17 protein-coding genes are annotated in these 21,557 nt (G+C 52.4%); 6 read left to right on the plus strand and 11 right to left on the minus strand.

The window, feature by feature from the left end:
• Positions 1 to 24: 24 nt before the first annotated feature.
• From KIS77_16200 to KIS77_16240, 9 genes are all read right to left on the minus strand, one after another.
• Entirely contained in the window at positions 25 to 555 is a 531-nt protein-coding gene (locus KIS77_16200; GenBank protein ID MCW5923884.1) for a DUF3341 domain-containing protein, read from the minus strand.
• A gap of 71 nt (positions 556 to 626) precedes the next feature.
• Positions 627 to 2,060, minus strand: a complete 1,434-nt coding sequence (gene nrfD, locus KIS77_16205; protein MCW5923885.1) for a polysulfide reductase NrfD — start codon at positions 2,058 to 2,060, stop codon at positions 627 to 629.
• Positions 2,061 to 2,152: 92 nt separating this feature from the next.
• On the minus strand, positions 2,153 to 5,308 hold the full coding sequence (locus KIS77_16210; GenBank protein ID MCW5923886.1) for a Fe-S cluster-containing hydrogenase: 3,156 nt from the start codon (positions 5,306 to 5,308) through the stop codon (positions 2,153 to 2,155).
• Between the two features lie 77 nt (positions 5,309 to 5,385).
• A complete protein-coding gene (locus KIS77_16215) occupies positions 5,386 to 6,780 on the minus strand; it encodes a c-type cytochrome (GenBank protein MCW5923887.1) in 1,395 nt (464 codons plus the stop codon).
• A gap of 554 nt (positions 6,781 to 7,334) precedes the next feature.
• Positions 7,335 to 8,582: an ornithine--oxo-acid transaminase gene (gene rocD, locus KIS77_16220; protein ID MCW5923888.1), complete on the minus strand. Its 1,248-nt coding sequence runs from the start codon at positions 8,580 to 8,582 to the stop codon at positions 7,335 to 7,337.
• A gap of 180 nt (positions 8,583 to 8,762) precedes the next feature.
• Positions 8,763 to 9,380, minus strand: a complete 618-nt coding sequence (locus KIS77_16225) for a hypothetical protein (GenBank protein MCW5923889.1) — start codon at positions 9,378 to 9,380, stop codon at positions 8,763 to 8,765.
• 264 nt (positions 9,381 to 9,644) lie between these two features.
• Positions 9,645 to 10,166, minus strand: a complete 522-nt coding sequence (locus tag KIS77_16230) for a DUF4199 domain-containing protein (protein MCW5923890.1) — start codon at positions 10,164 to 10,166, stop codon at positions 9,645 to 9,647.
• Between the two features lie 122 nt (positions 10,167 to 10,288).
• Positions 10,289 to 10,735 (minus strand): response regulator transcription factor, encoded by a 447-nt coding sequence (locus KIS77_16235; protein ID MCW5923891.1) that lies wholly within the window; start codon positions 10,733 to 10,735, stop codon positions 10,289 to 10,291.
• A 250-nt stretch (positions 10,736 to 10,985) separates the two neighbouring features.
• A complete protein-coding gene (locus KIS77_16240; GenBank protein MCW5923892.1) occupies positions 10,986 to 12,155 on the minus strand; it encodes a sigma-54-dependent Fis family transcriptional regulator in 1,170 nt (389 codons plus the stop codon).
• Between the two features lie 174 nt (positions 12,156 to 12,329).
• Between KIS77_16240 and KIS77_16245 the strand changes: the two genes are divergently transcribed.
• Both KIS77_16245 and dnaB read left to right on the plus strand, forming a co-directional pair.
• Positions 12,330 to 13,013, plus strand: a complete 684-nt coding sequence (locus tag KIS77_16245; GenBank protein MCW5923893.1) for a hypothetical protein — start codon at positions 12,330 to 12,332, stop codon at positions 13,011 to 13,013.
• A 604-nt stretch (positions 13,014 to 13,617) separates the two neighbouring features.
• On the plus strand, positions 13,618 to 15,150 hold the full coding sequence (dnaB, locus tag KIS77_16250) for a replicative DNA helicase (GenBank protein ID MCW5923894.1): 1,533 nt from the start codon (positions 13,618 to 13,620) through the stop codon (positions 15,148 to 15,150).
• A gap of 153 nt (positions 15,151 to 15,303) precedes the next feature.
• Here dnaB and tatA read toward each other — a convergent pair whose 3' ends face one another.
• The gene (tatA, locus tag KIS77_16255) at positions 15,304 to 15,519 is read right to left on the minus strand and encodes a twin-arginine translocase TatA/TatE family subunit (GenBank protein ID MCW5923895.1); all 216 of its coding nucleotides are present in this window, start codon (positions 15,517 to 15,519) and stop codon (positions 15,304 to 15,306) included.
• A gap of 319 nt (positions 15,520 to 15,838) precedes the next feature.
• Here tatA and KIS77_16260 point away from each other — a divergent pair, with 319 nt between their 5' ends.
• The 4 genes from KIS77_16260 to KIS77_16275 all read left to right on the plus strand — a co-directional run bounded on the left by KIS77_16260 (position 15,839) and on the right by KIS77_16275 (position 18,884).
• Complete coding sequence (locus KIS77_16260; protein MCW5923896.1) at positions 15,839 to 16,627, plus strand: Nif3-like dinuclear metal center hexameric protein; 789 nt, start codon at positions 15,839 to 15,841, stop codon at positions 16,625 to 16,627.
• Positions 16,628 to 16,697: 70 nt separating this feature from the next.
• The gene (locus tag KIS77_16265) at positions 16,698 to 17,453 is read left to right on the plus strand and encodes a hypothetical protein (GenBank protein ID MCW5923897.1); all 756 of its coding nucleotides are present in this window, start codon (positions 16,698 to 16,700) and stop codon (positions 17,451 to 17,453) included.
• A gap of 180 nt (positions 17,454 to 17,633) precedes the next feature.
• Positions 17,634 to 18,188, plus strand: coding sequence for a TlpA family protein disulfide reductase (locus tag KIS77_16270; protein MCW5923898.1), 555 nt, complete (start codon positions 17,634 to 17,636; stop codon positions 18,186 to 18,188).
• A gap of 90 nt (positions 18,189 to 18,278) precedes the next feature.
• Positions 18,279 to 18,884 (plus strand): thioredoxin family protein, encoded by a 606-nt coding sequence (locus KIS77_16275; GenBank protein ID MCW5923899.1) that lies wholly within the window; start codon positions 18,279 to 18,281, stop codon positions 18,882 to 18,884.
• A gap of 236 nt (positions 18,885 to 19,120) precedes the next feature.
• Here KIS77_16275 and KIS77_16280 read toward each other — a convergent pair whose 3' ends face one another.
• The gene (locus KIS77_16280) at positions 19,121 to 21,361 is read right to left on the minus strand and encodes an MMPL family transporter (protein MCW5923900.1); all 2,241 of its coding nucleotides are present in this window, start codon (positions 21,359 to 21,361) and stop codon (positions 19,121 to 19,123) included.
• Between the last annotated feature and the right edge of the window lie 196 nt (positions 21,362 to 21,557).

Consider the following 21,557-nt stretch of genomic DNA (forward strand, 5'->3'; position numbering starts at 1 on the left):
ATCAACATCTCTACAAATCACCACTTAAATCGTTTTCACGTTCACCTCCGCCGCGCCGGTTTTGGTGAAAAAGCCTTGCAAGTTTTTGACATCGCCTTCCGGGGCTTCCGTCACGTCGAATGCAAGGCAAAACTTGTCGTCCGTGATGCGATTGTCCAAAATCTTGGCTTTCACGCCCGGCCACATTCCGCAAATCGTGTAGAAGGTGATGGTCATGCCCCAAGCGGAATACAAGACCGTGTTTTCAAAAATGATGGGAATAAATGCCGGCACCGACCAATATGGCTTGCCGCCAAAAACGATGGGCCAATCGCTGGTGAAAATCCATGTCATGGCCAAGAAAGCGAACAAGGCACCGATAGAGCCATAGATAAAGCCCATGATGTGCAAGCGGCTTTCTTTCAGACCAAGAATAGGGTCGAGGCCATGCACAGGAAAGGGTGTGTAGACATCCATGATGTCCAAATGCTGCGCATGTGCCGCCTTGACAGCGCTTTTCAGTTCTTCTTCGTCGTTGTAAAGCCCGTAGAGGACTTTTTTGCTTTGAGCAGCCATTTATTCTTGAGTATTAAGAGTTTAGCGATAATTGATGAATGAGCGTCGAAATCAAGAGCGTCAACCTTTTATCAACCCTCATCCACTTTTTTCGATACTGGCTCGGTTTGCGATGCGTGGCCGTGCGCCTTTTTAGCCTTGGGGCCGATGTATTGGTCGCCTGCCACCTTCAGGATGGCTTTCACTTCCGCCACCGCCACCACTGGGGCCACGCGGCAGAAGACCAAATAGCAGAAGAAGAAAACGCCCATAGTGCCGAGGAACATGGAGATTTCCACCCAAGTGGGGCTGTAAAGGCTCCAAGAAGAGGGCAAGAAATCACGCGCCAGCGTCGTGGGGATGATGACGAAACGCTCAAACCACATACCGATGTTGATGATGATGGACATGAAGAACGTCCACCACACGCTGCGGCGAATCCTGCGCGACCAGAACAACTGCGGGCTAACGACATTGCAGAACATCATGCCGAAGTATGACCACCAATAGGGGCCAAACACGCGGTTGTAAAAAGCGAATTGTTCGTAGATGTAACCCGAGTACCACGCCACGAACAGCTCCGTGAGGTATGCCACACCGACTATCGTACCCGTGAGCACGATGATTTTGTTCATGGATTCGATGTGGTTGATAGTGATGTATTCTTGCAAACCCAGCACTTTGCGGGTGATAATCATCAGCGTTTGCACCATGGCAAACCCAGAGAACACTGCGCCCGCAACAAAGTACGGCGGGAAGATGGTGGTGTGCCAGCCCGGCAACACCGATGTGGCAAAGTCGAACGACACGATGGTGTGTACCGAAAGCACCAGTGGGGTGGAAAGACCAGCCAACACGAGCGAGAGCGATTCGTGGCGCTGCCAGTGCTTGGCGCTACCTGTCCAGCCAAATGAGAATATCTCGTACATCCGGCGACGAAAGCCACTGGCGCGGTCGCGGATGGTGGCAAGGTCAGGCACAAGGCCCGTGTACCAGAACAGTATGGAAACGGAGAAATAAGTCGAGATAGCGAAAATGTCCCAGAGCAGCGGCGAGTTGAAGTTCGTCCAGAGCGGGCCGCGCGTATTCGGGAATGGAATGGTGAAAAACGCCATCCATACGCGCCCCATGTGGAAGATGGGGAACTGGCCTGCGCATATCACCGCGAAGATGGTCATGGCCTCGGCGGCGCGGTTCACACCGGTGCGCCAACGCTGGCGGAAGAGCAGCAAAATGGCCGAGATGAGCGTGCCTGCGTGACCGATACCAATCCACCACACGAAGTTGGTGATGTCCCAACCCCAGTTGACGGTGCGGTTCAGGTTCCAAGAGCCAATGCCCTTCCAGACCGTCCACACGATGGCAAAGACATAGAGGCCAACTAAGGCGGTTGACAAGGCAAAGACGACAATCCACTCCCTCGAAGGAGTCTTCTCGGTAGGCGAGCACAAGTCTTCCGTGATTTGGTGGTAAGACTTGTTGCCTTCAATCAAAACGTGCCGTACAGGTGCGACTGGTTGAGACATAATTTTTTAAAATTATGAACGATGAATGCAGAATGATGAATTTGCACGTCGTGGCGCCAGTTATTCATCGTTTGTCATTCATCATTTGTCATTCATGAATAAAGTTCTTCGTTGCTGTTGTTGACTTTGGCCGAGTAGCTCACTCCCGGACGAACGTTGATTTCCTCCAACACTTGGTAGGCAAGAGGGGCAGTGCCTTTGGTCAGTTTGCTCACTTCGCTTTGCGGGTTGTTGAGGTTGCCAAACACAATAGCTCCCGTCGGGCAAGCGGTCTGGCAAGCGGTGCGCACGTCGTTGTCCATGATGGCACGGCTTTCACGCTTGGCGGTGAGTTTGCCTTCCTGTATGCGTTGGATGCAGAAGGTGCATTTTTCGATGACCCCACGCGAACGTACTGTCACGTCGGGATTGAGTACCATGCGCACGAGGTTGTCGGCGTAGAACGGCTTGTCGTCACCTTCCAAGCGGAATACTTTTTCCTCGTTGCCGGGGAAAGTGTCTGCGGTGGTGTAGTCGAGCCAGTTGAAGCGGCGCACTTTGTAAGGGCAGTTGTTGGCGCAATAACGAGTACCGATGCAGCGGTTGTAAGCCATTTGATTGATGCCCTCCATAGAGTGGTTGGTGGCGTTCACAGGGCAAACGTTCTCGCAAGGAGCGTTGTCGCAGTGTTGGCACATCATGGGTTGATACACCACTTTCGGGTTTTCAAAATCGCCGTAGAAGTAGCGGTCAATGCGCAGCCACGTCATCTCGTGGTGGCGATGCACCTCTTTTTTGCCGACGACTGGCACGTTGTTCTCGCTCACACAAGCCACTTGGCAAGCGCCGCAGCCCACGCAAGCGTTCATGTCCACATACATGCCCCATTTGACGCCCGTGCCAAAAAAGTCGGAGCGGTCGGGGTAGAGAGTTTGTTCATTTAAGTGAGAGGCCTCTTCATGGAAAGCCTCCATTTTGTCGGCAAACTTGGGCAAATCCTTGACGTGTGTGTGGAAAATGATGGAGCGGTCGGTCAACGCGCCTTGGAAACCTTTCCAGCCCAATGCCTTCTCGTCCACGTTGATAACCTTGCCTTCCTCCTTGCCCTCGGCTGCCACACCCATCGTGTGGTGGAATTGAACAGTGGGGAAATGTTTATCGGCACCCACTTTGCCCGACACGTTCACATTGCCCGCGAAATACTGAATGAAGCCGCCTGCTATCGGAAGTGCGGGGTTCACGTTCACGCCATAGCCCACGCCACATCCGCCTGCCTCTCGACCGCCGCCCAAAGCAATGGCTACCGTGCCTGTTGGTTGGCCAAAGGTACGGACGACCGTGCAGGTGATTTTCTGGCCGTTGACTTCCACATCCACCATGTCGCCGTCCTGCAAGCCATTCCAACCCTTTATCTTGTTCACGCCATCCCACTCGACCGGAATGCTGAGGTAGTTGCCCCAGACAGTGCGATGAACCGGGTCGGGCATTTCTTGCAACCAAGGATTGTGGGCATATTGACCGCCACCGATGTTGACCGTTTCGTAGAAAGAAACCTCGATATCGCTGCCCGAAGGCTTGGTCACGGCATCAGGATTGAGGGCAATGTCGTTGACAGAAACCGTCGTGCCTGTGGCCGGTATTTCCAACACTCCATCATGCAGGCTCATGTCCCAGAAAGCGGTGGGTGTGCTGTATCTCGACTGGCGCTTGAACATTTCATTCGCCCAGTGCGATTTCAGATATTGATAATAAGGCTGTTCGTCCTGACGATTAAGGTTGGGGCTGTCTGCCCATTCCAGCAGGCTGTGTTCAGCTTGGCGTGTGTTGAACAGGGGGGCAATCGTCGGCTGGATGAGGCTGAAATGGCCTGCTTTCGGCTCAGCGTCGCCCCATGATTCGAGAAAATGGTGGGTTGGTGCTGAATGTGTGCAAAGCAGCGTCGTTTCGTCGAGCACGCCATTGAAGGAGATACGGGTTCCTACTTTGGCGAAAGCCTCGCTGAACTTGGATGCGTTCGGCAAGTCCCAAGCAGGATTGGCTCCCCATACGATGGCTACCGCGACTTGACCGGCGTTCATCTCGTCAATGAGGCGCATCATTTCGCGCTCGTCGCCCTGACGCATGTACGAAACAGCATTGAAATCAACGGTTGAGTTGATATTGCCGAGCAATTCATTGATTTTGTTGACGTAGAGCTGCTCCATCACGTTGTTGGAGCCACACACGACGAGGGTTTTGCCTTTGCGGCTGGTGAGGTCTTTTGCCATTTTTTTGATGGCAGCCACCGATTTTTCATTGCTTAGTTTTGGCCCTCCGCTGCCGCCCGTCAGCTCGTTGTAGAGCGCCACGATGGCGGCTCCCATTTCGCTGGGCTTGATAAGGATACGGTTGTCGGCATTTGAGCCAGTGAGCGACATGTGGCTCTCGATTTGATAGTGGCGCGACATTTTTGCGCCTTTCACGTCACGAATCTTGCGCTTTTTGGCGTATTCGCGGGCGTATTCGACTGGGCTAATCCATGTGCCCAGAAAGTCAGCACCGAAAGAAACGATGACATCTGCTGCCCCGAACTTGTAGTCAGGAATGACACGCTGCCCAAAGGACTGCTGGTTGGCAGCCAAGAGCGCTGCCGCGGAAACGGGGTCGTAGGTAATGACACGACTGTTCGGGTACTTCGACTGAAACTCCGCGAGGGCTTTTTTGGCGGTAGGGCTGATGATGGTGTTAGCGATGATGCGAATGTTGCCGCCCGCGGCGAGTTTGGCTTTGACCTCGCGGTCGAAGGCAACCCATTCCATCTTGGTCACATTGCCTTCCTTGACGGTGCCCGGATGCTGGATGCGGCGGGTATCGTAAAGGCTCAGCACGGATGCCTGCGCACGGGCGCTAGTGCCGCCTTTCGTGACGCTGCTCAATGTGTTGCCCTCGATTTTGATGGGGCGACCTTCGCGTGTTTTCACCAAGACGGCGCAGTAGTCGCCACCGTTGACAAAAGAGGAGGCATAATAATTGGCCACGCCCGGCACGATTTCGTCGGGCTTAGTGACGTAGGGAATTGCCTTCTTGACGGGAATTTCGCAAGAAGCAGCCAGCGTGGCTGCTCCCAAGCCAAAGCCGAGCAGTTTTAGAAAGTCGCGGCGATTGGTCTCCCATTTGCCATCGGTTTGGTCCATGTTTTCGACGGAAAACTCTTTTCCAGCCGATTGCAGGAACGATTCTTCCCGCGTCAAATCTTCAGTGCTGACCCAGATACCGTTATCGTGATGCATATTTTTCAATGTGCTAATTTGCGAATGTGCTATTGAGGCTTAGAGGGGGAGAATGAGCAATGTGGTTGGCAACGCAATCAATAATGGCATTTTTGGCACTCCAAGCCACCGATGTCTTCCACCGTGACTTTGTCGCGGGTGCCTGCTTTGAGTTCATTGTGGTAGCGTGCGTATTGCTCGTAGTAAGCGTTGTCTTTGAATTTCACCTCCGTCTCGCGGTGGCAATTGATGCACCAGCCCATGCCGAGCGTGGAATACTGATGCACCACCTCCATTTCCTCGATGGGGCCGTGACATTTTTGGCAAGCTATCTGACCGACCGCGACGTGTTGTGCGTGACTGAAATAAGCATGGTCGGCCAGGTTGTGGATGCGTACCCATTCGATGGGGCCTTGAATCTTGCCGTTGGAATCATTTTTCAGCGCCTTCACGATGCCTTCCCACTGATTTTCCACGACCATGCGACCGTTTTCGTCCAAGGCAGTGAGTGATTTTTCCGACATATACTCTTGACCCACCCACTTTTTGTAGAGGTCTTCGATTTGTTTTTCGCTCCAGAATTCGTAGTCGGGAATGTATTTGTTCTGCATCGGGTCGAAACCGATGGAGGCGTATATCTTGGTGATTTCGGCAGTGCCGGAAATGCTGCCTTTTTTGACTGCGGAGTGGCAGTTCATGCAAGTGTTGGCGGCAGGGATGGAGGCGTGCTTGGAACGGCGCGCGGTGTCGTGGCAATACTGGCAATCAATTTTGTTGGTGCCCGCATGGAGCTTGTGGCTGAATGCGATGGGCTGGTCGGGTTTGTAGCCCTGCTGCCGCCCCAATTTGGTCGCGTTGTCCACCGTCTTGTAGCCAAAAATGAGTGTGACAGCAAAAACGAGGAACGCAATAGCCCCTTTGCTGGTGAGCGTCTGCGCCAAAGTCCTTTGTATCGGTGCTTGCCCTTCCTGCACCCGTGCTATGTTGCCGAGGTTGTTGATGATGCGCATCAAGGCGAAGGCCAACAAGCCAAGAATGACGGCAAGGCCAACGAAAAGCCACGGCGTGCCTGATTCTTTCTTGCCAGTTCCCTGCGGGCTTGTTGGCCCAGCCGTGGTAGGCACCTTGTTGTACTCTTGATTGACGTACAGGATGACGCTCTCGATTTGCTCGTCGGTCAAGCCCGTAAAATTGTTCATCAGCACGGGCTTCCACTCGTTCCACAACTGGTTGGCATAAGGATGCCCCGTGGCGATGAGTGCCTGCGAGTTGCGAATCCATGCATACAAATCCTTGCGAGGGTAGGGTGCCCAGCGTTCCTCCATGCCTCCCAGCGCGGGGCCGGTGAGCTTGTCTTTCATGTTTTTATTGTGACAGGAGGCGCAGTTGTTCGTGAAAAGGGCTTTACCTTCTTCGACGTTGGGGGCTGCGTAAAGCGACAGCGAGGCAGTAAATGCAAGCGCGATGACCCAACAAATGCGTTTCAGCAACATATCGTGTATGGTTGTTTTTCTCAAATCAGGGCAAAAAGGTGTTTTTCGTCGAAATTTTCAAAGTTGGCGTTTCGTCAGCGTTTCGTCACCGCAAAGGTAAAAACGGTCTTTTTTCCACCAAACGAAGTGTTAAGAAACACGTTTATTTAGATACGCTATAAATCCACCCAGCCAGCTCGAAACTTAACAAAGCGTTAAAACGAAGTGGCGCAAAGGTAGAAAAGGTGTTCACGTTTGCAATAATCTCCATTTTTTTTCGAGCAATTATACTTTTCGCGAACAGCGGTTGTTAGCCGGACAGAATGCCTGTTTTCAAAAAATGTGGAAAATGCGGGCTGGCACCCTGCGATGCCTGTGAAATAGCTTTTTATCCTTCGCGCCGCCAGGTTTTGGGCATAGCCAAAAGCGCCTTTTGTTCAAAATCAGGGACATCAATCGTGAGCATCTGACAAATCCTGGCGAATCAAGGTATAAAACAGCCTCTTGAAAAAAACGCAGCCCGACGGGCAAAATGCCATCGGGCTGCGGATGTCCTTCAAATTTGTCTGAACGGACTATTTCCAACCACCAATCACCCCTGCGATGATGTCGCAACATTCTTCCAGTTGCTCTCGCGTCATCACGAGCGGGGGAGCGAAGCGAATGATGTTGCCGTGTGTGGGCTTGGCGAGCAAGCCATGCTCCGCCAAGGCGAGGCAGATATTCCATGCCGTGTCGCTGTCTTCCGCGTCGTTGATGACGATGGCGTTCAACAGACCTCTGCCGCGCACCGAGGTCACGAGGTCTGGGCGTTTCTGCTTCAAATCTTCCATGCGAGCGCGGAAGATTTTGCCCAATGTTTCGGCGTTGGCGGCCAGGTTCTCATCGGCCACGACCTTTAGTGCCTCCATCGCAACGGCACAAGCAAGCGGGTTGCCGCCAAACGTAGAGCCATGTTCGCCGGGTTTGAGCGTGAGCATCACCTCATCGCTCGCAAGCACGGCGCTGACCGGCAGCACGCCGCCGGAAAGCGCCTTTCCCAAAATCAAAACATCGGGTTTGAATCCAAAATGGTCGCAGCACAGAAGTTTGCCCGTGCGGGCGATGCCAGTCTGCACTTCATCGGCAACGAAGAGGACGTTGCTACGACGACACATTTTGTAAGCGGTCGGCAGATAATTGTCGTCTGGGACATACACGCCAGCCTCGCCCTGTATCGGCTCCACAAGAAACCCTGCTACCGTGGGGTCTTGCAGAGCCTTTTCCAATGCCGCGAGGTCGTTGTACGGAATCACCACATAGCCGCTCATGTATGGGCCGAAGCCCTTGCGGCTGCTGGGGTCGGTCGAGGCAGAAATGGCTCCCAACGTGCGTCCGTGAAAGTTGCCTTCCACGAAGACGATTTTGGCCTGCCCTTCCGGCACACCTTTTATATTATATGCCCATTTGCGGGCGAGCTTTATGGCGGTCTCCACGCCTTCCACGCCGGTGTTCATGGGCAGCACTCGGTCGTAGCCAAAATAATGGGTTATGAATTCGGCGTATTCCCCAAGCAGGTTGTTGTAAAAGGCGCGGGAGGTGAGGGTCAGTTTTTGAGCCTGTTCCGTCAATGCACTGATGATGCGCGGGTGACAGTGACCTTGGTTTACGGCGCTGTAAGCCGACAAAAAATCATAGTAACGCTTGCCTTCCACGTCCCATACAAAGATGCCTCGTCCTCGTTCCAACACTACCGGAATAGGATGATAGTTGTGCGCGTTGTAGCGGTCTTCAAGTTCCATGAGGTCGGCAGAGGATACGGGAGAGGTGGTCAGGACTTCCATGCGAGTGTGCTAATTTGAGAATGGTAGATTTAGGGGCAAAATTAGCGGTTTTTGGACGCAAGGGACGTGGATGAGACAATTGTTTTCAATCAGTTCGCCACTGCCTAACAAACAAGCGGCTCGCAGGTTTCGCCTGCGAGCCGCTCACTCGTCTGATGTTTGTTAGGGAAGATGCCGCGCTTAGTCTTCGTAGTTTTTCTTGTAGTCAGGCTTTTTGCAGTAACGCCCCCACGACATGCCGAATTTGAGGGTAGCCCGTCCGAAAGGCCCCGAAAGGTCGCGGTCGGTGATGCTGGCGTAGTTGGAACCGTTGACAAAGCGATAACCGCCTTCCAAACCGAAACGGAACCAACGGAACACATTGATTTCCACTCCCGCAGAGGGTTGTATCGTGAGCGTGTTGTCGCGTCCTTCCACGCTGTGCCGCACTCTCCCCTGCCCTATTTCCACGTTGAGCGTGGGGTGGATGGCCTTGTATGGGATGAAGGCATAGCCAATGAAGCCGCCGTTGTAGTTGAAATCAAGTCTTTGGGTCTCGCCGGGTACGAGCAGGATGTCGTCAATCATGCGAAAGTGCGACCAGCCGAGTTGAAGCGAACGGCCAAACTCAAAACCGAAGAAGCCTCGCCGGTTGGTTGCTTCTATGTTTTTATATTGCGTGTAATCCCACGAGACACCGCCCCATAGGCCGGAAAGACCCCAACCCCGAGTGCCGAGCAGGGTTTCTTCGCGTTGGCCGATAACAGATAAGGAAGAGAGAAGGAAAGCAAGGACGAACAAGAAAGATTTGTTGCGCATAGCAGAGTGGTTGATTCGTTAAATGAAAAATAGCACGAGGAAAATTGGAGGCCGCTTGGGTCTTACGACACTTGGAACGAACGCTTCGTCTCGACTGCCTTCCCAGCGACGCTCAAACGGACAACAAGGTTACATGGGTGGTTGCAACATTGCGAACAAAAAAGAGGCGCTACAGGCAATCTTTACGTTTTTCTAACGGGTTTTAACCTGTTTTAACTAAAAAACACACCCACTGTTTTCACTTCTGTGCCATGCTATCAACACCTATTCTCCTTTTTTTCGCCGCAGCAAAAACGATGTGGCAAGCGTCACCAGCAGACCCACAGGCAATGGCTCGATAAATGTCAGCGCCGCACGGGTAAATGGGTTTTTATACATGGTTTTGTAGCCCTCCATTTTGGCAGCTTCTTGGCTGATTTGCTCTTCCGTCGCGCCCTTGCTCTTCATTTGCGCCAACACCTGTTCTATGTACTTGTCCATAAAATCAGGCATGAGCGTCTGATAGACGACCATCCATGCCGCCACATAGCACAGGCACGAAATCAGCATGATGGCCAAACCCACTTTGAACGCTTTTCCAAAGCCCCAGGCATCCCCTGCGAATTGCTCCCGATAGGTGCGCACGCCAAAATAGACGAATAGCATGCTGAGCAAAATGCCGGCATAGCCTATGACCTCTCCGTTTTGGTGGTCTGCCGCATTTTTGAAATAAAGCGCGGAGCCTGTCATCATAACGGCGGCTACTGCGCCGGAAATCAATCCGTATTTGAGAACTATCTTGTTCATGTCGTTAGGTGTTTTAAATGTGAAAAAGTGCCACAAATGACGGCCTCTCATGCCACAGTCGCCTCACCCGTTCGGGTGATTCGTGGCCCGGCACCTCAAAATCATGCTTTCGTGGGAGTGCATCAGAGGAGTAGGCCGAGTGCTTTTGCCTTCTGAATGGCTTGGGTGCGGCGTTGCGCGTCCAATTTGGCGAACACGTTGGAAGTGTGTGTCTTGATGGTATTCAGCGAAACAAAAAGCCGGTCGGCGATTTCTTGGTTGGTCAAGCCTTGAGCGATGAGTTGCAACACTTCCATCTCGCGTGGCGTGATACCGAGTTTTTCCAAAACCTTTTCTTGTGGAGCCAGAGCGGGGGCAGCAGCCAGCACCTGTGTGATGTGTGTTGGCATTTTTCTGCGCGTCAGTTTTTTGCCAGCCCAAATGCCCAATGCCGTGAACAGGATAGCCACCAAGCCAACGTACCACTCCTCGGCGTGTTCCAACACCAGCAAACGGTATTGGAAAAAATGCAGCGCCGCCAACAACAGCCCCAACGCAAGGCCATAGAGGAAAATGGTCGTCCATTTCATGTCGCAAAAATCGGAAAAGTCGCCTGAAAATCCCCCTTGATTTGCTGGGATTTGTCAGGTGTCCCCGAGTGATGGCCATGATTTTGAACAGATTGCGCTTTAAACTATACCGAAAACTTGGCGGCGCGAGATTTAAGAAGGCGTTGTTCGGGGAGGCAAACAAAACGAGGGCGCGGCCAAAAGCCCGCGCCCTCGTGCAAACAAGTGGACTGGTTGTGCGACCTGCCCACCCGCCAATCCGCAAGACCTACTACTTCTTGGGATAAACGTACTGCTCCACGTCGGCCTCGCTCACCGTTTGGTCGCAAAGGATAAATAGCCGTTCGATGACGTTCGCCAGTTCACGGATGTTGCCCGTCCAGTTGTAATCCTGCAAGGACTTGATGGCACCGGGCGTGAAAGTCTTGGGCGGGTGGCCGTAGTCGTCGGCGATACGGCGGTTGAAGTGCTCCACAAGGAGCGGGATGTCGTCGCGGCGCTCATTGAGGGAGGGTACTTTGACGACGATGACTGCCAAGCGGTGATAGAGGTCTTCACGGAAGCGGCCAGCAGCGATTTCAGCGCGAAGGTCTTTGTTCGTGGCCGCCAACACCCGCACATCCACCTTGATTTCCTTGGAGTCGCCCACACGGACGATTTTGCTTTCTTGCAGGGCGCGGAGCACTTTGGCTTGCGCGTCGAGACTCATGTCGCCAATCTCATCGAGAAAAAGAGTGCCGCCGTTGGCTGCCTCGAACTTGCCGGGGCGGTCGGCAATCGCGCCGGTGAACGAGCCTTTTTTGTGGCCGAACAACTCGCTTTCAATCAGTTCAGCCGGAATCGCCGCGCAGTTCACCTCCACAAGTGGACCGTCGGCGCGATTGCTTTTTTCGTGAATCCAACGCGCCACCAATTCTTTGCCAGTGCCATTTTGGCCAGTGATGAGCACTCGGCTTTCGGTAGGCGCCACCTTTTCCAGCATTTTTTTGATTTCCAGAATCGGCCCGCTCTCGCCAATCATCGTCACGCCCTTGCTGCTTTTCACCTGTTTGCGCAGCACTTGGGTCGTGTTCACGAGGTCGGCGCGTTCGATGGCGTTGCGCACGGTGATGAGCATTCGGTTCAGGTCGGGCGGCTTGGAAATGAAGTCGAACGCGCCCTTTTTCACCGCTTCCACGGCGGTGTCAATGGTGCCGTGACCACTCACCATGATGACGGGTATTTCAGGCGATAGGATTTGCAGGCGCTCCAGCGCCTCGATACCGTCCATTTTGGGCATTTTGATGTCCGTGATGACAACATCGTACTTTTCTTTCTGCACTTTTGCGATGCACTCCAGCCCATCGGATGCTTCGTCCACATCATATCCCTCAAATTCGAGAATGTCGCGCAAAGTGCGGCGGATGGGCATTTCGTCGTCCACAATCAGGATTTTGGCCATAACTAATTAGAGTGGTTCTGGGTTTTTTGATGAAGAAAGGAAGGAGGCACAAAGAAAAATTCTTTCCCTCGATTCGACCGCATAACAACCGTTTTTTTCTGTGCGATTTTTCTTTTTTCAACTTTACCTTTGTTACAAATGCCAATTCCCACCTCACAACAAAATTTCACGATTATGCAATTCAAAACTATTCTACCGCTCCTGTTCGTGCTGCTCGGCACGGCCCTGCTTCCCGCACAGAACAACGTCGTCAGAGAAACCGAAAGGATGATGTCCTTCGGCAGCCGACCGGGTTTCCGGCTCGAGTTCCCAAACGCCACGACTGACATGGTGGAAAACGAGTGGAAAAACTGGACAAAAAAACATTTCAACGCCAAATTGAAAAAGAAAGGCAACGAATGGTCGGCCAACGACCTGAAATCCTCAATGTTGGGAGCCGACCCCTTCTCGCTGTATTCCAACATCGAAAAAACCTCGTCGGGCGCTGCCCTGACGGCGTGGTTCGACACAGGCTCCTCGTTTCTCAACAGCCGCGACAACCCGTCGCGAGCCACAGAGGTATCGAGCGCCCTTCGACAATTCTACTACGACGTGCGCCGCGCCACCTACGACAAGCAAATAAAAGACGAGGAGAAAAAACTCAAGGACTTGGAAAAGAACAACCAGAACATGGCCAAGACCTCCAAAGACTTGGAAAAAAGCATCGAGGACTACAAAGCCAAAATCAAAAAGGCGGAAGACGACATTCTGAAGCTGGCACGCGACCAAGAAAGTGGCCTCATCAACATGGAAAATCAGCGCAAAGTCATCGAAGAAATGAAGCAGCGCAAGCTAAACGTGGAAAGCGAGAGCAATTGAGCGAAAAATCGCGACACCCCTCTACTTTTTGTTTGAAAGAAATCCCGTTTTGGCTGGCCAAGACGGGATTTCTTTCTTCATTTTGAGATTTTTTTTGAGTGAACGGCTGTTTTTTTGAAAAAAGCGGTATAAGGATAAGCAAAACGCCTAAACTCAAAAAGTTTTGTTTTCGAGAAAAAAAGGCGATATTTTTTAAAACATAAATTTTTAATTTTGACGCTCAAAAGCCAGTCAAAAAAAATTTTGCACTGTGGAAAATTTACATTCCCTTAACTTAACAAGCTGCCGAAAAAAACGAGAAGGCACCACATTTTCACTTTCCCCCGATTTCTAAACCCTTGCTATTTATCGCTTTATGTCACCCGTCAAACAGTCGCCGAAGACGAGCAAGCCCGTGCCGAAAGGTGTGGATAACCAAAATCCAATGTGGATAACTTGGCGAATATGGCGTGTTATCAACAGGTAGGATTGGGGTTTTCCACAGATTTAGGCAATACGGATTGTTTGGAAATGGAATCGGCCCGAATTTCAAAGTACGTTTGTCGCCCTGTCGCAACCCACAGCAAACGACATACTCAATGCCCAACCGAAAATCTCCCTGCTCATGAACGAATCGGACAACAAGGGGCAAAACGAACGGCCCCAAGCCAAGCGCAACCAACGCGGCACGAACAATCAGGACAGCCTATCCAACTACGTTTTCGGCAAGGTACAGCCACAGGCTATACCGCTCGAAGAGGCCGTGCTCGGTGCCCTCATGCTCGACCGCGAGGCGCTGCCGATGGTAATGGACATTCTCCGCCCCGAAAGCTTCTATCTGGAAGCCCACCAGCATATCTACAGGGCCATCATCAAGTTGTTCGAGCGTTCCAACCCCGTTGATTTGCTGACCGTGACCGAGGAAATGCGCAAGAGCGGCGACCTCGACAAAATAGGCGGCGGGTATTATTTGGTCGAGCTGACCCACCGCATCGCCTCTGCCGCCAATATCGAATACCACGCCCGCATCATCGCCCAAAAACACATCCAGCGCGAGCTCATCAGCGTCAGCACACGCACCATCCGCGACGCTTACGAAGACACCACCGATGTGTTCGACCTGCTCGACGAGGCCGAAAAAGGGCTTTTTGCCATCACCCAGAACAACCTGAGCCGCAGCTACGAGAGCATGGGGTCGCTTAGCAGCAAAGTCCTCAAACAAATCGAGGAACTGGCCGGCAAATCGGATGGCCTCACTGGGGTGCCCACAGGCTTTACTGACCTCGACCGCCTCACATCCGGTTGGCAACCTTCCGACTTGGTCATCATCGCGGCGAGGCCGGGCATGGGCAAAACCTCCTTGGTGCTCGCCATCATGCTCAATGCCGCCAAGGATTTTGGCAAACCCGTCGCCATGTTCTCGCTCGAAATGGCAAGCACCCAACTCGTGCAGCGACTCATCTCCATGGAAGCAGAAATAGCCGGCTCCAAAATGCGCAACGGAAAACTCGAAGACTGGGAGTGGCAGCAGCTACAAACCACCGTGGAGCGGCTCAACGCCGTCCCGATTTTCATTGACGACACGCCTGCTATCAACATCTTCGAGCTGCGCGCCAAATGCAGGCGTCTCAAAATGCAGCACGACATCCAATTGGTCATCATTGACTACCTCCAACTCATGACGGGCGCTTCGGAAAACAGCCGCAACGCCAACCGCGAACAGGAAATCGCGGGCATTTCGCGGGCGCTGAAAAGCTTGGCCAAAGAACTGAACATCCCCGTCATCGCGCTCTCCCAGCTGAGCCGCGCAGTGGAAGTAAGGGGAGGAAGCAAGCGGCCTCAATTGAGCGACCTGAGAGAAAGCGGGAGCATCGAACAAGATGCCGACATCGTATCCTTCATTTACCGCCCCGAATACTACCAAATCCTGGAAGACGAAAACGGTCAAAGCCTCAAAGGCATCGCGGAAATAATCGTCGCCAAGCATCGTCACGGGGCGCTCGACACTGTTCGGCTCAAATTCACCGACACCTTCGCCAAATTTGGCAACCTCGACGACCCCGCGTTTGCAGGCATGCAAGACCCCCTCGCTGGCCCCTTCTCCCCCAGCATCATCACCATGCCCTCGCGCATGAACGAGGAGGATATACCATTCTGAAACCACCAAAAAAGGGCAACCCTTGCGTCATTGAAGAGCCTCACCAGCATTTTCAACCATGCCGAAAACCTAGCAGCATGAGATGTAGCAATGCCCATTGGTTACTCTTCAATGACACACGAGATGCCCTTTTTCGCGTCAGGCAATACAATTTTACTTGTCCAACGGCTTCTTTTCAGCCTCACGCATCCCTTGGCGGATTTCGTCTTCCACCGCGTTCTTGGCGCTGTTGAACTCGCGAATACCTTTGCCCAAGCCACGCATGAGCTCAGGTATCTTCTGACCGCCGAACAACAGCAACACAACTAAAAAAATCAATACAAACTCCGTGGCGCCGAGGTTGCCGAGGAACAATAATGTAGATGTCATGGTCGTCGAAATTTTGAATGGTGGAACATAATGCGGCTCTTTGCCATCATCAGCGACTCTGCTCTGACCGGAATCGCCGGACAAAGTTACGTCGCTCGCAAGCAAATCGTACCCGCCAAGCGTAATTTAACCAACGGGCCGCGTCAATGCCCCTTCAAAAGCCAAACCGCGTGCCTGTCCTGTTGGTTTTCTTGTAAAAACTTCATCAGAGAGTAGGGCAGCGCGATATGAAACCAACCCCTACGCTCCGGCATCCACCATCTATCCAATTCATACTTTTTCTTCCGAAATTTGCCCCTCCTAATCAATGTTTTGGCGCATGCAAATCAAAGACATCCTCACCGTGTTGGAAGCAGTAGCCCCGCCCCATTTGCAAGAATCCTACGACAACGCAGGCCTCATCGTGGGGCACCCAGAGGCCGAGGTCACAGGAGTGCTTTTTTGTCTCGACTCCACGGAAGCCGTTGTGCGCGAGGCCGTTGAGAAAGGATGCAATCTCATCGTGGCCCACCATCCCATCGTGTTCAGAGGGCTAAAACGCCTCAACGGCACCACTTATGTGGAGCGCACCGTCGTGCAAGCAATACGGAACAACGTAGCCATCTACGCCATCCACACCAACCTCGACAACGTGTATCGGCATGGCGTAAACGCCAAAATCGCCGAAAAAATCGAACTCTTGGATACACGAATACTGGCCCCCAAGTCGAATCTCGATGTCACCATTGGAGCAGGTCTTGTGGGCCAACTACCCTCCCCAATGCCCGAGAAGGAATTTTTGCAACACCTCAAAACCAGTCTCCGCACACAATGCGTGCGCCACACCGCCTTGCTCGGCAAACCTGTTCGCACCGTAGCCGTGTGTGGGGGAAGCGGCAGTTTTCTGCTCCCAGAGGCACTAAGAGCAGGGGCCGATGCGTTTGTCAGCGCCGATTTCAAATACCACGAGTTTTTCGATGCCGAAGACAAAATCATCGTTGCCGATGTCGGGCACTTTGAAAGCGAGCAATTTACCATCGAACTTTTGTTCGAGATTGTCCGCGAGAAATTCCATACTTTTGCGCTTCATTTGACGGAGACCAACACCAACCCCGTGTTTTATCTATGAAAATCGAAAACCACCCAAGCACCCCTCTCTCTCACGCGCACAATTTACAAATTCATAACTCACGATAATAATGACAATAGAAGCGTCCATTGCGGAAAAACTCCGCACGCTGTGGAACTTGCAGCAAATTGATTCTCAATTAGATGAAATCGAGATACTCAAAGGCGAGCTGCCAATGGAAGTCTCCGATTTGGAAGACGACATCGCGGGCCTAGATACCCGCGTGAAAAAATTGAAGGCCATTTTGAAGGAAAGCGAACAAGAAATTTCCAGAATGCAAACAATGGCCAAAGAGGCCGATGCCAACATCAAGAAGTACATGAAACAACTTGACGATGTGCGCAACGACCGCGAATACGAAGCACTGCAAAAGGAAATAGAACTGGCCAAACTCGACATCCAACTAGCCGAGAAAAAAGTGCGCGAGGCCAAAGCAGGCCTGGATTCCAAGCGGGACAATCTCGCAGTGGCAGAAGCAAAAATGGAAGCCAAGCAAAAAGAGCTCGAGGCCAAAAAAATCGAGTTGCAAGGCATCATCGAAAAGACGGAAGAAGAAGAAAAACGCCTCCGCGCAAAGAGCGAAAAAGCCCGACACGGCATCGAGGAACGCCTGCTCAATGCCTACGACAAAACGCGCCGCACTTATCGCAACGGCCTCTCCGTCGTCACCGTGGAACGCAACTCTTGCGGCGGATGCTTCAACAGTGTGCCCCCCCAGGTGCAACTCGAGATAGGCCTGCACAAAAAAATCATCGCCTGCGAACACTGCGGACGCATCCTCGTGGACCATTCCATCGCGCATCCCGAAACCGTGGAAATGGCCTGACCACACACTTTCAAACAAGACATTTTGAGAAAATCTCTTTGGATTTAGCCCCTCCGAAGGGATTTTTCTTTTGAAAAAACAGCGATTTATTTTTTTTCGACGGAAATTTTGTTAAAATCGCTGAACAATTCAGGACTTATTCGTTCCTTGCAATCGTTTTTTTTAATAATCTGTTTCACTATGCCTATGTACCCGTATCGGTCCTCTCGTATTCTACTGCTCTTAGTCTGCCTGTTGGCATTCTCGAAGACGCAGGCGCAAGAGTTCGCTATCTACGATAGCTTACCTCAACTCATCTCTCGCATCCAACAAGCTGGCAACTCAACCTTGGTACTCAATTTTTGGGCTACTTGGTGCAAACCTTGCGTGGAAGAGCTCCCCTGCTTCGAAGAACTTCGCAGACAATACGCCGACAAAAATGTGCAAGTGCTGCTCGTGAGCCTCGACTTCAAAAGCCAGATGGAGAAAAAGCTCATTCCCTTCCTCAAAGCACAGCAGCTCAAGTCCGATGTGATTCTGTTTGCCGACCAAGATGCCAATACTTGGATTCCACGGATTCACGAAAAATGGGACGGCGCCATTCCGGTCACGCTCATTTACAAAGGCGACGTGAAAGCGATTTCACACGGAAAATTTGATGACTATGCGGATTTGGAGAAATTTGTGCTGCCCTACATCGGCGATAGCCCAAACATCTCCTTGAAGAACTTGGTCAACTGCAACAGCGGCAAGTAAGCAACGTGCCGCCAGCGGACACTGCTTGCCACTTCGGTCTTTCACACGCGGTCATTTATCCCATTCATCGTTCATTCTTTCTTTTTATCCATGAAAAGTCTCGTCTTCGCGGCTTTTGCGTTCGTTGGCTTTTTGATGCTCAACAGCGCCTCCGCCCCCTCCGGTTACATCGTCGGCGACAAAGCTGCCGACTTTTCCCTCAAGAATGTGGATGGCACCATGGTGTCTCTCTCAGACTATAAAAATGAGAAAGGTGTCATTATCGTCTTCACCTGCAACCACTGCCCCTATGCGCAAATGTATGAGCAGCGCATCATTGACCTCCACAACAAATACAAACCAAAAGGCTTCCCGGTCATCGCCATCAACCCAAACAGCCCCATCATCGTGCCCGAAGACAGCTTCGAGGAAATGAAAAAACGCCACAAAGAGATGAAATACCCCTTCCCCTATCTCTTCGACGAAGACCAGACGGTCTATCCGGTTTATGGCGCCACCCGCACCCCCCATGTGTTCATTTTGGACTCCGCCCGCACCGTTTGTTACATAGGGGGTATTGACGACAACGCTGAACTCCCCTCCCACGCAAAAAACCGCTGGGTGGAAAACGCAGTAGAGGCGATGTTGCGCGGCGAATCGCCCACCCCCAACAACACCGTCGCCCTCGGATGCACCGTTAAAAAAAAACCGGACTAACAGCAAAGAAGAGCCGTCAATGAAACGCGCTCTTCAACCAAATATAAACTTATCGCGCAAGCCACTGAAGCTCGACTAACGATAAACATGGGTCATCCCGGACTTCCCGGCGATGACCCATCCTTTTTTTGGGGGCAAATCACGGACACTGAAATGCTCGAACGAGGTGTGGCCCTGCACTTATTCAGGCGACCATTTGGAACCGCCACCTAAGTCAGCTACGTTCGCGCACTTACTCACTCATCCCTCATCAGCCACCGCACCATCACCGGGGCCAACAACAAATCGCAAAACAAGGCTCCCGCCAGCGTCGCGCTCACCAGCAGCCCAACAGTGACAGACGGCGGATGAATCGAAAACAACATGACCAAAAAACTAAAAAACAAGATAATGCTGCTGAAACACATAGCCTTGCCCGTCTCAGCCAGCGTGACACGCAATGACTCTTCCACCGACAAGCCACGACTTCGATTGAGTTTGAAACTACTCAGAAAATGCACCGTATCGTCGGTCGCGATGCCAAACACAATGCTGAACACGGTGGCTATGCCCGCTTCCAAAGGTATACCGAGGTAGCCGATGAGCGCCCCGGCAAAGAGAAGGGGAAACACATTGGGCACACAAAAAACGAGCAACATTCGCGCATTTTTGAAGAGCAGGGCCATGATGAGCGCCACCACGAGCACCGAAGGAATCAACCCTTGCAGCATATTGTCGCGGATGTAAGCGGAATTTTTATCCAAAATGACCCCCGTGCCAGTAATCTTGAATTTTGCTACGGCAGAGTCCGTGTTCTCCTGCCACCACTGCTCGATGCTTGCCTGCATGAGCGCCACCGTGTCGCGTCCCACATCCTGCATTCTCCCGGCGATGCGAGCCTTGTCGCGGTTTTTGCTCAACAAAACTTCGGAATAAGAGGCTGGCACCCGCTCCGCAATGCGCCGAATCTGCCTGAACTCCTCCAAACTGTCGGGCAGACGATATGCCTCCGGTCGGTTGCCATGATTCATGGCGCGTATGCTTCGGTAGAGGTCGTTGACGGAGGCGAGCGTTTTGACGGGTGAATAAGTGCGCAGATGGCTCTCGAGCTTATCCATTTCGCGCAACACCTCGAAATCATCGGCTTTGTGACCGTTTTGCGGAAAAACCGCAAACTCCACAGGCCTGAACCCGGAGAATTTTTTTTCAAAATACAGAAAATCCGTCGTGATTTTTTGGCCACGCGGCAGATTGCTCTTGATGCGATAATTGGTGTTTATCAAGGAAATGCCGAGCAGGCACACTGCCAATAGGCCGAGCGAAACCCATGCGATAGAGCGGCTTTTCTCCCGCGTGAAGCGATGCGTCCATGCCATGAAACGGCCCCAAAAAGCATACTCGGGGGTGTAACGCACCAATTGTTCGCTACCAAAACGCGGCAATATGGCCCACAACCACCCGTAAATGATGAAAAAGGCAGCCAGCACGCCAAGCGCCGCATTGAGGCCAAAACCCTGAATCGGCGCGGTGCGGTTGGTCAGCAGCGACGCAAAACCGATTGCTGTGGTAATGCTGGTGATGAAGGTAGCCAACCCCACCTCACGCATCGTGGTGCGAATCGCCGTTTCACGGTCATGCCCCTTTTCCAATTCGTCCACATACTTGCTGCTCAGGTGAATCGTGTCGGCCACCCCGACGATGCACATCAGGATGGGATAGAGCGCGGCCAGCGCGTTGAGCTCCCTGCCCAAGGCGCTCAGCAGGCCAAGAAAAAAGAGGAGCGACAGCCCCACCCCCGCCATAGCCACCAACACCATGCGCCAGCGCCTATAAATAAAGAACAGCACCAAAGAAGCGAGCAAAGCGGCTATGACCGTGGAGACCGAGATTTCACGCATCTCCATCCGCACCATTTCTGTCTGAAAATATGCCCTGCCCAACAGGTGCGCCTCGTCGAAATCATACTTTTTCAAAAGCGCGTTCAGCGCACCTACCAGTTCCTGAGCCTGCGGAAGGGTGCTTTGGTTCACCGTTTTGAGCACCACGGCGAGCGCGGTGCCGTCGTCAGAAATGAGGTTGTGCACAAAACGCTTGTCCTGCAACACCCGCTCCCGGTCAGAAGCGTAATAGGAAGGGTCGTCTATGTGAATCGCCGGAATGGCCGTGATGCCGAACGGCGTTTTCAGCGGGTACTGCATTTTCGTCAGCGACGTGGAGGACGTGACGTGTGGCAATTCGCCCGCTTTCAAAGTGAAATCGTGGAATTTTTCGAGAAACGCCCGCTCGAACACCCCGTCGCGGCGCTCTACGGCGATGAGCAGAAAATTGTCGTCGCTTTCAAAATCCTTGATGTAGTTTTTGAAAAATTCCCAGTCGGCATCGCCCTGTGGAAAAAACTGCTCGAAATCAAAGGTGAATTTCAGTCGTGTGAGCAGGAGAAGACTAGCTACAGCGAGCAGGGCATAGCAGGCCAACAGGAGGTTGCGGTATGATTGCATGGCAGTGTTTGTGCAGGCATCCGAGCGAAGGGTCCGACGGTTTTTCGCCTGTGTGACGTAAGCAATCGGGAAACCGCAACAAGCGGAAAACGTTTAGAGAAAACGCGGTTGGCAGCGGTTTTAGAAGGGGTTTAAATAGCAGCCAAGCGGAAGCCTCGCAAGTGATTTTTTTGACAGGATTTACAGGATATATGCT

It is taken from the genome of Saprospiraceae bacterium (genome assembly GCA_026129545.1).
In the GTDB taxonomy this organism is placed as follows: domain Bacteria; phylum Bacteroidota; class Bacteroidia; order Chitinophagales; family Saprospiraceae; genus M3007.

Excerpts from the sequence above, each read along its gene's own strand:
- KIS77_16200 (MCW5923884.1), bottom strand. The coding sequence starts at position 555 with ATGGCTGCTCAAAGCAAAAAAGTCCTCTACGGGCTTTACAACGACGAA.
- nrfD (MCW5923885.1), bottom strand. The coding sequence starts at position 2,060 with ATGTCTCAACCAGTCGCACCTGTACGGCACGTTTTGATTGAAGGCAAC.
- KIS77_16210 (MCW5923886.1), bottom strand. The coding sequence starts at position 5,308 with ATGCATCACGATAACGGTATCTGGGTCAGCACTGAAGATTTGACGCGG.
- KIS77_16215 (MCW5923887.1), bottom strand. The coding sequence starts at position 6,780 with ATGTTGCTGAAACGCATTTGTTGGGTCATCGCGCTTGCATTTACTGCC.
- rocD (MCW5923888.1), bottom strand. The coding sequence starts at position 8,582 with ATGGAAGTCCTGACCACCTCTCCCGTATCCTCTGCCGACCTCATGGAA.
- KIS77_16225 (MCW5923889.1), bottom strand. The coding sequence starts at position 9,380 with ATGCGCAACAAATCTTTCTTGTTCGTCCTTGCTTTCCTTCTCTCTTCC.
- KIS77_16230 (MCW5923890.1), bottom strand. The coding sequence starts at position 10,166 with ATGAACAAGATAGTTCTCAAATACGGATTGATTTCCGGCGCAGTAGCC.
- KIS77_16235 (MCW5923891.1), bottom strand. The coding sequence starts at position 10,735 with ATGAAATGGACGACCATTTTCCTCTATGGCCTTGCGTTGGGGCTGTTG.
- KIS77_16240 (MCW5923892.1), bottom strand. The coding sequence starts at position 12,155 with ATGGCCAAAATCCTGATTGTGGACGACGAAATGCCCATCCGCCGCACT.
- KIS77_16245 (MCW5923893.1), top strand. The coding sequence starts at position 12,330 with ATGCAATTCAAAACTATTCTACCGCTCCTGTTCGTGCTGCTCGGCACG.
- dnaB (MCW5923894.1), top strand. The coding sequence starts at position 13,618 with ATGAACGAATCGGACAACAAGGGGCAAAACGAACGGCCCCAAGCCAAG.
- tatA (MCW5923895.1), bottom strand. The coding sequence starts at position 15,519 with ATGACATCTACATTATTGTTCCTCGGCAACCTCGGCGCCACGGAGTTT.
- KIS77_16260 (MCW5923896.1), top strand. The coding sequence starts at position 15,839 with ATGCAAATCAAAGACATCCTCACCGTGTTGGAAGCAGTAGCCCCGCCC.
- KIS77_16265 (MCW5923897.1), top strand. The coding sequence starts at position 16,698 with ATGACAATAGAAGCGTCCATTGCGGAAAAACTCCGCACGCTGTGGAAC.
- KIS77_16270 (MCW5923898.1), top strand. The coding sequence starts at position 17,634 with ATGCCTATGTACCCGTATCGGTCCTCTCGTATTCTACTGCTCTTAGTC.
- KIS77_16275 (MCW5923899.1), top strand. The coding sequence starts at position 18,279 with ATGAAAAGTCTCGTCTTCGCGGCTTTTGCGTTCGTTGGCTTTTTGATG.
- KIS77_16280 (MCW5923900.1), bottom strand. The coding sequence starts at position 21,361 with ATGCAATCATACCGCAACCTCCTGTTGGCCTGCTATGCCCTGCTCGCT.